The 13037-nt window shown below is 64.5% G+C and carries 10 protein-coding genes; 4 read left to right on the top strand and 6 right to left on the bottom strand.

Annotation, left to right across the window (positions count from 1 at the left end; all coding sequences use genetic code 11):
* Nucleotides 1–33 precede the first annotated feature (33 nt).
* A complete protein-coding gene (locus LB526_RS12595) occupies nucleotides 34–1500 on the top strand; it encodes a M48 family metalloprotease (RefSeq protein ID WP_224627851.1) in 1467 nt (488 codons plus the stop codon).
* Between the two features lie 168 nt (nucleotides 1501–1668).
* Here the strand turns inward: LB526_RS12595 and LB526_RS12590 are convergent, their stop codons facing one another.
* Both LB526_RS12590 and LB526_RS12585 read right to left on the bottom strand, forming a co-directional pair.
* The gene (locus tag LB526_RS12590; protein WP_224527962.1) at nucleotides 1669–3765 is read right to left on the bottom strand and encodes a caspase family protein; all 2097 of its coding nucleotides are present in this window, start codon (nucleotides 3763–3765) and stop codon (nucleotides 1669–1671) included.
* A 156-nt stretch (nucleotides 3766–3921) separates the two neighbouring features.
* The gene (locus tag LB526_RS12585) at nucleotides 3922–4785 is read right to left on the bottom strand and encodes an RNA polymerase factor sigma-32 (protein WP_095767541.1); all 864 of its coding nucleotides are present in this window, start codon (nucleotides 4783–4785) and stop codon (nucleotides 3922–3924) included.
* A 302-nt stretch (nucleotides 4786–5087) separates the two neighbouring features.
* Between LB526_RS12585 and LB526_RS12580 the strand changes: the two genes are divergently transcribed.
* The 3 genes from LB526_RS12580 (at nucleotide 5088) to LB526_RS12570 (ending at nucleotide 7475) form a co-directional block, all read left to right on the top strand.
* Complete coding sequence (locus LB526_RS12580) at nucleotides 5088–5861, top strand: amino acid ABC transporter substrate-binding protein (RefSeq protein ID WP_095767302.1); 774 nt, start codon at nucleotides 5088–5090, stop codon at nucleotides 5859–5861.
* Nucleotides 5862–6021: 160 nt separating this feature from the next.
* A complete protein-coding gene (locus LB526_RS12575) occupies nucleotides 6022–6702 on the top strand; it encodes an ABC transporter permease subunit (RefSeq protein ID WP_140841602.1) in 681 nt (226 codons plus the stop codon).
* On the top strand, nucleotides 6699–7475 hold the full coding sequence (locus LB526_RS12570; protein ID WP_224527960.1) for an amino acid ABC transporter ATP-binding protein: 777 nt from the start codon (nucleotides 6699–6701) through the stop codon (nucleotides 7473–7475). Before LB526_RS12575 ends, LB526_RS12570 begins: the two co-directional genes overlap by 4 nt.
* Before the next feature lie 68 nt (nucleotides 7476–7543).
* Here LB526_RS12570 and LB526_RS12565 read toward each other — a convergent pair whose 3' ends face one another.
* The 4 genes from LB526_RS12565 to LB526_RS12550 all read right to left on the bottom strand — a co-directional run bounded on the left by LB526_RS12565 (nucleotide 7544) and on the right by LB526_RS12550 (nucleotide 12886).
* Nucleotides 7544–8125 carry a CarD family transcriptional regulator gene (locus tag LB526_RS12565; protein ID WP_040991750.1) on the bottom strand — a complete coding sequence of 194 codons (582 nt, stop codon included), beginning with the start codon at nucleotides 8123–8125 and terminating at the stop codon, nucleotides 7544–7546.
* Between the two features lie 373 nt (nucleotides 8126–8498).
* The gene (fdxA, locus tag LB526_RS12560) at nucleotides 8499–8837 is read right to left on the bottom strand and encodes a ferredoxin FdxA (protein ID WP_095767304.1); all 339 of its coding nucleotides are present in this window, start codon (nucleotides 8835–8837) and stop codon (nucleotides 8499–8501) included.
* Between the two features lie 202 nt (nucleotides 8838–9039).
* Complete coding sequence (locus tag LB526_RS12555) at nucleotides 9040–9426, bottom strand: RNA-binding S4 domain-containing protein (RefSeq protein ID WP_095767305.1); 387 nt, start codon at nucleotides 9424–9426, stop codon at nucleotides 9040–9042.
* A gap of 151 nt (nucleotides 9427–9577) precedes the next feature.
* Nucleotides 9578–12886 carry a helicase-related protein gene (locus tag LB526_RS12550; protein WP_224627996.1) on the bottom strand — a complete coding sequence of 1103 codons (3309 nt, stop codon included), beginning with the start codon at nucleotides 12884–12886 and terminating at the stop codon, nucleotides 9578–9580.
* Nucleotides 12887–13037 lie beyond the last annotated feature (151 nt).

The raw sequence follows: 13037 nt of genomic DNA, 5'->3' as shown, positions 1-13037 counted from the left end.
GCCGACCTGTCGAGCGGCGCTGAGAAGGTGTGGATGAAGCCGCTGGCACGATTTCTCGCGCTGGCGAGCGTCGCCTTGCTGGCGAGCTGCCAGATGTTCACGCCGCCGGACGTGCAGGAGAGCGGCTTCCAACCTTCCGACAAGCCGATCACCGTCGACAATGTCGTGGCCAACGCCAAGCTCGCAGAGATGGCGAAGGCGCAGCACCCGCGGATTCTCGCCACCTATGGCGGCGAATATTCCGACCCAAAGCTCGAACGCATGGTGGCCAAGGTCGTCGGCAATCTGACGGTGGTGTCGGCCAACCCGACCCAGACCTATCGCATCACCATCCTCAACTCGCCCAACGTCAACGCCTTCGCGCTGCCGGGCGGCTATCTCTATGTGACGCGCGGCCTGCTGGCGCTGGCCAACGATTCCTCCGAGCTTGCCGCCGTCATCGCGCATGAGATGGGGCACGTCACCGCGAATCACGGCCTGCAGCGGCAGCAGCTCGAAGCCGAGGAGGGCCTTGCGACCAAGGTGGTTTCCGATGTGCTCGGCGACAGCCCGACCGCCAAGGCAGCACTGATCCGCGGCAAGCTCAGGCTCGCGCAATTTTCGCGCAACCAGGAACTGCAGGCCGACGCCATCGGCATCAAGTCGATCGGCGAGGCGGGCTATGATCCCTATGCCGCCGGCCGCTTCCTGCAGTCGATGTCGGCCTATACGGATTTCCGCTCGGTGAGCGGCGCCACCGACGCCAGCCTCGACTTCCTGGCGACGCACCCGAACACGCCGCAGCGTATCGAGCTGGCGCAGCGGCTGGCGCGCAATTTCGGCCCGCCGGGCGTCGGCACGCGCGACCGCGACGCATTTCTGGCCGGCATAGACGGCCTGCTTTACGGCGACACGCCGGAAGAAGGCTATGTGCGCGGCCAGACCTTCATGCATCCCAATCTCGGCGTCTCGTTTACCGTGCCGGACGGTTTCGTCATCGACAATTCGGCGGCCGCCGTGACGGCGACCGGGCCGGGCGACATCGCCATCCGCTTCGACGGCGTGGCGATCGACAAGTCCGTCTCGCTCACCGATTACATCCGCAGCGGCTGGGTAGCGGGGCTGGAAGACGCCAGCGTGCGCCAGGACACGATCAACGGCAACGATGCGGCGACGGCGCATGCCAGCGCGCAAGGCTGGCAGTTCGACATCGCGGTGATCCGGGCCGGCGGGCAGGTCTACAGGCTGCTGACGGCCGCGCCCTCGGCCAGCACTTCGCTGGACCCTGTGGCGCGCTCGGTCAGTGGCTCCTTCCGCGTGCTGAGCCCGGCCGAGAAGGCGGCGCTGAAGCCGCTGCATATCAGGGTCGTCACCGTCCAGGCCGGCCAGACCATGGGCTCGCTTGCCGCGCAGATGGTCGGCGTCGACCGCAAGCTCGATCTGTTCCGCGTGCTCAACGCCATGTCGCCGGGCGCGACTGTGTCGTCCGGCGACAAGGTCAAGATCGTCACCGACAAATAAGACCGACACCCCGCTTTCCGGCGGCCGCTTGATGGTGACGGCGTTTCGTTGAATCGCCATCACGATCCTTGTTGGAGCATGATGTCGTCCGAAACCGGTTCCCACTTATCGGGATCATGCTCTCTCGACGCTGCCGTTCGGCTGGCTGCGTCCACGCCATCGATGCCGCTATCTGATCCCGTCAGAGCCGCCGGTGCTGCCAGTATCAGTGCCGCCGGAATCAGTGCTGCCGGTGCCGCCGGAATCAGTGCTGCCGGTGCTGCCGGAGTCAGTGCTGCCGGTGCTTCCAGTGTCGGTGCTGCCGGTGCTGTCACCGTCGGTGCTGCCGCTGTCAGATCCGCCGCCGCGGGGCTCGGGGTGATCGCCGCCATTGCCACGCCAAGATGCCGATCCGGTGCCGTTCGGTATGCGCTTGGCCGGTATCTTGGTGACCGGTGGCGGCGCTTTTGGCGCGGGGGTACGGACCACCTTTATCTTCGTGACCACTTTGGTCACCACCTTGGGCTTGCACACCGGGACCGTCTTTTCGCTTCGCTTGGGCGAGAGACCGAGAATGGCCATCGAATAAGCCTCCTGCCGGTCGATGCCGGCTCGGAGGAAAGCCAAGGCGCGGGCCGGGTCGGCGGGCACGCCGTTGCGGCCTTCCTTGAAGATCACCGCAAGGTCCTTGGTGGCATCGACATGCCCCATCGCCGCTGCCTGGAGCAGCAGGTCCAGTCCCTTGCCGGTGTCGCGCTGGACGCCGACACCGTCGAACAAAGCGCGCCCCAAGGCAGTCATGCCGTAGGGATCTCCCTTGTCCGACGCCTGTGCATAGAGGCTGTTGGCTTTGGTCAAATCCGGAGCCGCGCTCATTCCGGATGCGGCGATGTAGCCGAGCTCGTACACGGCACGGACGTGCCCCTTATCGGCCGCCTCCTGGATCACATTCCTGGCTTCGTCGATCCGGCCCGACGCCAGCAGTGCCCGCCCCAACTCGTAGCGGAAGCGCGCAATGTCGGGATAGGACTTCACCGCCGCCTCGCAAGCTTCGACAGCTCCGCCGCCGATCTCGTTCGGCAAGCGGCCCGAGACAACGCCCTGCAGGTCGAGCGGCTCGCCGGCGGCTTGGTCGCAAGGGTCGACGCTCGGCGAGAGTTGCATCGTCGATCGCTTCGCGGCGCTGCCCGCGCGGATATCGAAGCCGACTTCGACGGGCGCGACCGAACCGATCTGCGGCTCGTAGCGCAGTTTGTCGACCTCGGCGGCCGTCAACCTCGATTGCGGCGAAAGGACACGGTCGGGCAGGGACAGCGTGCCGGCCGCCGGGTAGCTCGCAAGCTTGAGGCTGATAGAGGCATCCTTGGCCGGAAGCTCCAGTTTCAGCGGAACCGGACCGACGCCGAGCGGGACCTGGATATCGCGACGTCCAATCGCTTCGGCGGCGTCGGCCACCTGGATTCCGCGTTCCGCCGTCTGCTGGTCCTGCTCAGCTTCCGGCGGCGGCGCCGGTTGCTCCGCCCCGCGCATCAGCACGACGTCGTCGATCAGCGAGGAGTTCTCCCACGGAACCTGCTTGCCGTTGGTGGCCTTGACCACGTCGCGGCGGACGGCCGCCATCACCGAGCGTATCTCCTGGCCCGGCGCCAGCGCACGGCGGGAGAAGGACGACGAAAACGGGCTGAGGTCGCCGGACCCGTCATAGGCGACCGCCCCCGGCTCGGTGGCAAAGGCAATCAGCGTGTTCTGCGAACCCGTTACCTGCGCAAGGCCGCTGCCGCCGGCGACGATCAACTGGTCGCGCAGCCAATAGTCCTTGCGCGGGAAAGGATCGTTGCGGCAAGCGTCGAGGATGATCATCTGGACTTTCGATCTCGAGCGCAGCTGCCGCAATATGTCGTCGACCTTGATGGCCTGGACCTCCATGTCGGCCGCATCTTTCAGCGACGCATCGACCGGGATCAGGAAATTCTCTCCGCCGATCTGGAAGCCGTGCCCCGAATAATAGACGACCGCCAGATCGGCGCCGTCCGCCGCCGCCAGATAGTTGCGGAACCGCTCTTCGAACTGAAGCTTGGTCAGGTCCTTGGCGGCGAACACCTCGAAGCCGGCCAGCCGGAATGTCCTCGATACGTTTTCTGCGTCCTTGTCCGGATTCTTGAGCGCCGGGATTTCGCGGTATTGCGAATTGCCGACCACAAGGGCAACCCTTCGCTCGGCATGCGCTTGAAACGTCGTGAGACCCACGAGGATCAAGAGTGCAATCAGCGCGCAGCATCGCAGCATGGCAAATCCCCCATGTGGTGTGATCTGGAGGAGTCAAAAAGCCGATTGCGGCGCAACAGTCTGTTAAAGAGCTCACAATCCTAGTTATCGTCGAGGAAAAATGGCCCCGATGACGGCGTGTTATTTCTTATCTTTGAGTTTGGTCCCGGACTGACTTCAGGCGGCTTCCGCCAGGAATTCAGGGTTTTGCTTCACCAGCGCCAGCTTCAGCTTTTCCATGGCGCGGGCCTCGATCTGGCGGACGCGCTCCTTGGAGATGCCGAGCTGTTCGCCAAGCGATTCCAGCGTGGCGCCGTCATCGCTCAGCCTGCGCTCCTCGATGATGCGGAGCTCCCGGGCATTGAGCGCGCCGAGCGCGCTCCGCAGCCAGATAGCGCGGCGCTGGACGTCGATCCTCTCGCCGACGATCTCGTCGGGAAGCGGATCTTCGGAAACCAGGAAATCCATCCGCTCGGCAGCGCCGTTCTCGTCGGCCAAAGGCGCGTTGAGCGAGCTGTCGGGGGAAGACAGGCGCGAATCCATCATCGCCACGTCGGCCTCCGGCACGCCCAGCGCCGCCGAGACCTCGCGGTAGAGCGAGGCATTGGAGAGAGGCTCGGCGCCGTTGGCGAGGCGCGCGCGCAGACGCCTGAGATTGAAGAACAGCGCCTTCTGCGCGGAACTGGTGCCGCCGCGTACGATCGACCAGTTGCGCAGGATGTAATCCTGCATCGAGGCGCGGATCCACCAGGTGGCATAGGTCGAGAAGCGTACTTCGCGCGCGGGTTCGAAACGGGCGGCCGCCTCGAGCAGGCCGACATGCCCCTCCTGAATGAGATCGCCGAGCGGCAGGCCGTAATGGCGAAATTTCGAGGCCATGGAGATCACAAGGCGCATATGGGCGACAGTGATCCTGTGCAGCGCATGCTGGTCGTTCTCTTCCTTCCAACGAAGCGCAAGGACATGCTCCTCGTCGCGCTCGAGGTATGGAGCCTTCATTGCCGCCCGGACCAATGTCCGTCCTGCCGCGTCTTCGATCATGCCGGCTCCTTTTGCGACGATTGCGCGTATAGCGGTTGAAAAGATGCCGCCGCGCCCTACAACAGCCATGCAACGTGTCAGGCGCATGGATGGTTCCGCCGCCCGAGTGGGTAGATGGTGCCGACGGAAGCATTCTGTTATCTGCCGGGAAGCCTTCTGGTGAATTCTCGGCGGTTTAGAGAATCAGATTTCTGGCAGAGCCGATTTTTGAAATCTGGTTCCTTATTTTGCAGCCTTCTATCTGCCAGTTTGCGGCTCGCACAGTCGCGCCGGGACACCGGTCAAAACGGGATCACAGAAAAATGAAATGGCTCAAACCGCTTCTTCTCGCCGGAACGCTGCAGGTTCTGGCGATCACCGCCGGCTATGCCGGCGCCAATCTCGACCAGATCAAGCAGGCCGGGGTGCTCAAGGTAGGCACTGAGGGCACCTATGCGCCCTTCACCTATCACGATGAGTCCAACGCGCTGGTCGGCTTCGACGTCGAGATCGCCAAGGCCATCGGCGACAAGCTCGGCGTCAAGGTTCAGTTCCTTGAAGGCAAGTGGGACGGCCTGATCGCCGGCCTCGACGCCAACCGCTACGACGCCGTCATCAACGAGGTCGGCATCACCGATGCGCGCAAGGCCAAGTATGATTTCTCCGATCCCTACATCGCCTCGAAGGCGGTGCTGATCGTGCGCGGCGACAACACCGACATCAAGACCTTCGCCGATCTCAAGGGCAAGAAGTCGGCGCAGTCGCTGACCTCCAATTTCGGCAAGCTCGCCGAGAAGAACGGCGCCGAGCTCGTCGGCACCGACGGGTTCGACCAGTCGATCCAGCTTCTGCTCACCGGCCGCGCCGACGCCACGATCAATGACAGCCTGTCCTTCCTCGATTTCAAGAAGCACAAGCCGGACGCCAATGTGAAGATCGCGGCGCAGGAAGAGAATGCCGATTATTCCGGCGTGATCGTGCGCAAGGGGGATCCGGAGCTGGTCGCGGCCATCAACAAGGCGCTGGCCGACATCAAGGCCGACGGCACCTACCAGAAGATCGCCGACAAGTATTTCGGCCAGGACGTTTCGAAGTAAGGCAATCGTCTCCTTGCTCGGATACCGGCGGGCCGTCTTCGACGGCCCGCTGTTTTTGCACGGCATTCATCGGGGTCGTCTTTGACGGCCCGCCGGGTTTTGCATGATAGTCGGTCCATACGGGGGACGCGCCGCCGTATCTGGAAGGGAGAAGCGCTTCGTGCCGCACTGGCTGCAATTGATGCTGGAATCGTTGCCGACGCTGTTGTGGGCGGCGCTGATCTTCACCGTGCCGCTGACGCTCCTGTCCTTCGCGCTTGGGCTCATCGCCGGACTGGTGACGGCGCTGATCCGGCTGTTCGGCCCGAAGCCGCTGGTCGCGATGGTGCGCTTCTATGTCTGGATTTTTCGCGGCACGCCGCTGCTCGTTCAGTTGTTCCTGATCTTCTACGGCCTGCCGTCGGTCGGCATTCTGCTCGATGCCTTTCCCGCCGCTCTGATAGGCTTCACGCTCAACATCGGCGCCTATACGTCTGAGATCATCCGGGCCGTCATCGGCTCGGTGCCGAAGGGGCAGTGGGAAGCTTCCTATTCGATCGGCATGACCTGGAGCCAGGCGATGCGGCGCACCATCCTCCCACAGGCGGGCCGCGTTGCTGTCCCGCCGCTTTCCAACACCTTCATCTCGCTGGTCAAGGATACCTCGCTGGCGGCGGCAATCACGGTGCCCGAGATGTTCCAGGCCGCGCAGCGCATCGTCGCGACCACCTATGAGCCGCTGATCCTCTATGTCGAAGCGGCCGCGCTCTATCTCGCGTTGAGCTCGGTTCTGTCGGCGCTGCAGGCGCGGCTGGAAGTGCGGCTAAACCGCTATGGCGGGTTCCTGGAGGCCAACGCATGATCGGCCTCAGCAACATCGAAAAGCGCTTCGGCGACAATCTTGTGCTGAAGGGCGTGACCGTCACCCTCGACGAGGGCAGCGTGACTGCGCTGGTCGGCCCTTCCGGCGGCGGCAAAAGCACGCTCTTACGCTGCATCAACCTGTTGGAAATCCCGACGTCCGGGTCCCTGCGCATCGGCGACGAGACGCTTGCGTTCCATCCGGGTGGCAAGGTGCCGGCCAAGCATATCCAGCGCATCCGCCTGCAGACCGGCATGGTGTTCCAGAATTTTCAGCTTTTCCCGCATCGCACAGCGATCGAGAATGTCATGGAAGGACTGGTGACGGTGCTGAAATGGCCTGAGCCAAGGGCGCGCGAGCGGGCGATGGCGCTGCTCGAAAAGGTCGGCATGGCGGAAAAGGCCGACGCCTGGCCGGCGACTCTGTCCGGCGGCCAGCAGCAGCGCGTGGCGATCGCCCGGGCGCTGGCGCCGTCGCCGCGCGTGCTGCTCTGCGACGAACCGACCTCTGCGCTCGATCCGGAACTGGCGCAGGAGGTAGTAGACGTGCTCGGACAGCTCGCACGCGAAGGCACGACCATGGTGATGGCCACGCATGATCTCAGGCTCGCCTCCAAGATCGCGCAGGAGGTGGTGTTTCTGGACGCCGGCTCGATCGTCGAGAAAGGCCCGGCTTCGGTCGTGTTCGACAATCCGGAGCGCGAGCGAACCAAGCGCTTCATCGCCTCGCTCAGGCAAGAGGAGGCGCAGAGGGAAGGCGGCAGCGGGGTGTAGAATTGGGTACCAGAAACAAAAAACCCGGCGCGACGCCGGGTTCTTCGTAAACTCAAAAGCGAAAAAGCTCAGGCAGCTTCTTCCTGCTCGGCTTCCTCGTTGTCGGCCTTGGCGCCGCGCTTCGGACCCTTGTTGAGGTTGACCTCGATGAGGCGCACCGCCTCGGTCTCCGACATGCGGTTCACCGCGGCGATCTCGCGGGCCATGCGGTCGAGCGCGGCTTCGTAGAGCTGGCGCTCGGAATAGGACTGCTCCGGCTGGTTGTCGGCGCGGTAGAGGTCGCGCACAACTTCCGAGATCGAGATCAGGTCGCCCGAGTTGATCTTGGCGTCATATTCCTGGGCGCGGCGCGACCACATGGTGCGCTTGATGCGGGCGCGGCCCTGCACGACCTTCAGCGCGCGGTCGACATAATCCTCTTCCGACAGCTTGCGCATGCCGATCGAGGTCGCCTTGGCGACCGGCACCTTCAGCCGCATCTTGTCCTTCTGGAAATCGATGACGAACAGTTCTAGCTTGTGACCCGCAACTTCCTGCTCGTCGATCGCCACGATCTGGCCGACGCCATGCGCCGGATAGACGATGAATTCGCCGGTCTTGAACCCGTGACGAGCCGCGTTGGACTTCTTCTGCGGGGTGATCGTTGCCATTACGCCCTGAACTCCTTAAGTTGTGCAGCCGGCATCATGCCGGCTCGAACCCACGAGGTCGGCAAAGCCGACCGTTAGCCGCGCAACAGGATGAACCCACCGGAAAAGCCAAGGGCCGGCATATCGCACGAATGCGACCGCCTGCCCCAGATCGCTCTGGTCCGGATCTAAAAGCTCACCTTTCAGTGATTTGGGGCGTTAGCGCCATAAATCGACGTTGTGTCACCGGCATGTTTCGTTGATGTAACACAAAAAGTCGGAAGAATCAAGGTTTTGCTGCATTCGCTAACGCCAAGCGGCAGCGCTGCCCGTCAAGACAGCAATTGTATCGGTCCGGTTACGCCGCGTCATGCCGGTATTCCCGGCCGCTATATCAATCGCCTTCGCCGGGCTCCGCCGAGAAATATTTCTCGAACTTGCCGGTCTCGCCGTCGAAGGTCTTGGCGTCCGCCGGCGGCTCCTTCTTGGCGGTGATATTGGGCCACTTCTCGGCGTATTCGGAATTGATCTGCAACCATTTGTCGAGGCCGCCCTCGGTGTCCGGCTTGATCGCGTCGGCCGGGCATTCGGGCTCGCAGACGCCGCAGTCGATGCACTCGTCAGGATGGATGACGAGCATGTTCTCGCCCTCGTAGAAACAGTCGACCGGACAGACCTCGATGCAGTCCATATATTTGCATTTGATGCAATTGTCGGTCACGACATAGGTCATTGCAGGCTCCGGAACGTCCCATTTTGCTGGGCTTTTCGGCTGAGGTAACGCCTTTGCCCGCCGCATGCAAGGGCAGGGATTGCAGGCGCAGCCGGTGTCGCGGAATGGAATTCCAGCCGGAAAGCTTCGGCCAAGTCCTCCAGCCCAACCGTTGCGCAGTTTTCCTGGAATTGCTGCAGCCGTGCCGCGGCCCGGCTATATCTCAGTCGTCGCCGAGCAGCCGGTCGGTCTGCCGCCGCTCGCGTTTGGTCGGGCGGCCGCTGCCGGCCTCGCGCAAGGCTGGAACGGCGTCCGGAACCGCCTCGCCTTTGGGTGCCGGCGCCGGCGACAGATCCTCGTAAAGCAGCCGCGCCTCGTCGGCCGGGCCGCGCCTGGCGCCACAGTTCAGCACCTTCCAGACGAGGATACGGCGCTCGAGCATGATGGTGAGCACGTCGCCGGGCTTGACCAGATCCGACGCCTGCGCTGCTTTGTCGCGATTGATGCGGACGCGTCCCGCGACGACGACCTTTGCCGCCAAGGACCGCGACTTCACCGCGCGCGAGAAGAACAGCCATTTGTCGATGCGTTGACGGCCTTCTCCAACCATCGCGGCTAGCTTTGGTAGAGCATGATCTTATCCGAAAATCGGTTCCCACTTTTCGCTGACGCGGTCCTTCGGTTCGGGATCATGCTGGTTCTTTGATGGAGCATGATCTCGCCCGAAAACCGGGTCCCACTTTTCGGGATCATGCTCGAACCTATTTCTTCAGCTGGTCGCGCAAGGCGGCGAGCTTGGCAAAGGGCGAATCCGGATCGAAGCGCTGCGGACGTTCCTCGCGCGGCTTGCCCTGGAAGGCAGGCTTGCCGCCCGGAGTGTTGCCCTTGTCGTCCTGCCTGCCGCCCTTCCAGTCCGGCCGGCCTTCGCGGCGTTCGCCTTGCGGCTTGCCTTCGCGCCGTTCAGCGCCCTCACGCCGGTCGCCTGTCTCGGGCCTCGGCTTGAACTTCGAGCGGTCGAAGCGCGGCTTGCCGGCGCCTTCGCGCTGCTCGCGGCGGCCTTCCTGGGCGGGCCGATCGCCGGGCTGACCGCTTGCGGCGCCTGCCTCGCGTGCGGGCTGGGCGCCGCGCGGGCGATTGTCGCGACGGTTGTCGTGGCGATGGCGCGGACGCTGATGGTCGAAACGCGCCTGGCGCCACAGGAGCACAGGTTTTGGTTCCTCGGCTTCGGCTGGCGGATCGCCGCCGGCACTATCCTCCACCTGGTGTTGGGGGGAGGTAAGAGCGTCGGCGCTTTCGGCCGACTCGGGCGCTGCCGCTATGTCCACCGCTGCGGCGCCTTCCACAGCGGCGGGCTCTTCCGTAACCGCGGCCGGAGCTTCTGCCGGCTCTGCCGTGGCAGGTTCCGCTGCCACTTCCGCGACGGCTTCAGCCGGAGCTTCGGCGGCAGCCGGCTCCGAGCCGTCGACCGTTGCCTCCGCGACCGTATCAGTTGCCGCGGCTTGTGCCTCTGCCTCGCGCGCGGCGCGCGCGGCATTATCCGCGGCGAGCTTGGCCGCTGCCGCTTCGCGGGCGGCGTCGTCCAGCGCGTCGAGCTTCGCCTTAACCTCGGCGGCCGGCTTGGCCTCCGAGCGATAGCCGAGACCTTTCAGGATCTCCTCCATGTCGTCGGCCGTGGCGCCGAGGATCGACATCATCGGCGGCGTCACTATGAAGGCGTGACCGTCATAGGCGCCGTCCGGACGCTGGCCGAGGCCGGGCTTCCAGTTGGTCGCCGGGCGGATGAGGTCGGCAAGCCGCTCGAGGATATCGACGCGCACGGCGCGGCGGCCGAGATTGCGGTAGCCGGCGAGCTTGTAGAAGGTCTTGTCGAAGGTCGGGTCGATAACGACCGAGGTGCGGCCGGAAGCCAGCGCATGCACCACATCGCCGAAGCCGGGCTTGTCCTTGCCGTCGTTCTTCAGCGCCCACAGCAACGTCACCAGGCCAGCCGGCGCCGGCTTGATCAGCGCCGGCACGAAGACATGGTAGGCGCCGAAGCGGACGCCGAGGCGGCGAAGCGCTGCGCGGCCTTCCTGGTCGAGCGACTTCATCTCCTCCGCGATGTCGCGGCGATTGATCAGGCCGAAATGCTCGACCAGCTGGAAGGCGATGCCGCGCGCGATGCCGGCGAGCTGGTCGGCATTCTTCAGGTCGACCAGCGGCTTCAAAAGCGTTTCGATCTGGAAATTGACGAAACGCTCGGCGCGCGCCGCGACCTTGTCGCGGGCGGGGCCGGTCAGCTGCTCGTCGGCAAGCAGAACCAGGCGCGGCTTCAGCGCCTCGTCGGCGGCGACCAGCGTGCCGATCGGCGCACCGATCCAGCGCAGGACGCCGTCCGAGCCCAAAGCCAGGTCGCCATTGGCGCAGGCGGCAAAGCGCTCGGCGCGCGCCTCGAACTCGGCCGCGAGCGCCTTCTGGGCGGCGGTGCGCACCGCCTTGGCGTCCTCGCCGCCGGCGCTCTGGTCGGCGGTGAAGCGGAACCCCTGCAACTCGCCGACGTGATGGCCTTCGACGAGGACGGTTCCGGACGGGCTGATTTCGGCTTCAGGCATGGTATTTTCTCTAAGGCGCCGCATGAGGACGGAAGTCCTGCGGTCTACGAAGCGTTTCGTCAACCGCTCATGCAGCGCATCCGACAATCTGTCTTCGATTTCGCGCGTCTTTTCCTGCCAGTGTAGCTGATCGGCCAGCCAGCCGGGGCGGTTGGAGACGAAAGTCCAGGTGCGGATCTGCGCGATCCGGTGCGACAGCGTGTCGATATCGCCTTCCGTCGTGTCGGCGCGCCGCACCTGCTCGGCCATGTAATTCTCATCGACATGGCCGTGACGCGCAAGGTCCATATAGATCGAGGCGATAAGATCGGCATGCTGTGCCGGCGCGATCTTGCGATAGTCGGGGAGCGCGCAGGCTTCCCAAAGCAGCGCCACGCGCTCCTTGCCGGTGGCCAAGCCGCGGATGTCGCCGTCGCGCGATAGCTGCTCCAGTGCCTGCGCATCCACCGCCGGCAACGCGCGGGTCAGCCCTTCGACAGGCGCATTGGCCTCGATCGAGCGCTTCAGCGCATCGAGGCTGGAAAAGTCGAAATCGGCGGTGCGCCACTGCAGCACCTTCACCGGATCGAAATCGTGTCCCTCGATCTTGGCGACCAGTTCCTCGTCGAATGGGTCGACCTGGCCGGTGACGCCGAACGTTCCGTCGCGCAGGTGCCGGCCGGCGCGGCCGGCGATCTGGCCAAGCTCGGCGGCGGTCAGGTTGCGGTATTGATAGCCGTCGAACTTGCGGTTCTGAGCGAAGGCGACGTGATCGAGATCGAGGTTCAGGCCCATGCCGATGGCGTCGGTGGCGACGAGATAGTCGACATCGCCGGACTGGAAGATCTCCACCTGGGCATTTCGGGTGCGCGGGGAAAGAGCGCCGAGCACGACGGCAGCACCCCCCTGCTGGCGGCGGATCAGCTCGGCGATCGCATAGACCTCGTCGGCCGAGAAGGCGACGATCGCCGTGCGCCGCGGCAACCGGGTGAGCTTCTTCGAGCCGGCATAGGCAAGGTGCGACAGCCGCGGCCGCGTCACCACCGACACGCCCTTCAACAGGCGCTGCAGGATGCCATGCATGGTGGCCGCGCCCAGGAGCAGCGTCTCCTGGCGGCCGCGCAGATGCAGGATACGATCGGTGAAGATATGGCCGCGCTCGAGATCGCCGGCGAGCTGCACCTCGTCGATGGCGACGAAGGCGGCGTCGGTCTCGCGCGGCATCGCCTCGACGGTGCAGACCGAATATTTCGCGCCGGCAGGCACGATCTTCTCCTCGCCGGTGATCAGCGCCACCTTGTGGGCGCCGACCTTCTCGCAGACGCGCGCATAGACCTCGCGGGCGAGCAGCCTCAGCGGGAGGCCGATGACACCGGTCTCATGCGCGACCATGCGCTCGATGGCGAGATGCGTCTTGCCGGTGTTGGTCGGGCCCAGCACGGCCGTCACGTCGCGGCCCGAAAGGATCAGCGGGTGGGAGTGTTTCGGCTGGATGTTCATCGGCTCGGAAATAAGGTTTCTGCCGCCCGTAGTCTGAAGCACGGCGCTGCCGCCGCGTGTGACAGGCGACACATAGGGACTTCGGGCGTGAAGCGAAAGCGGAATGTTCCCTCGCGAACTGGCTATGCCGGAGGGGGCAGCCAAAATCGGC

It is taken from the genome of Mesorhizobium sp. CA6 (assembly GCF_020165035.1).
GTDB lineage: Bacteria > Pseudomonadota > Alphaproteobacteria > Rhizobiales > Rhizobiaceae > Mesorhizobium.
This window is presented reverse-complemented; position numbering and strand designations above follow the sequence as displayed.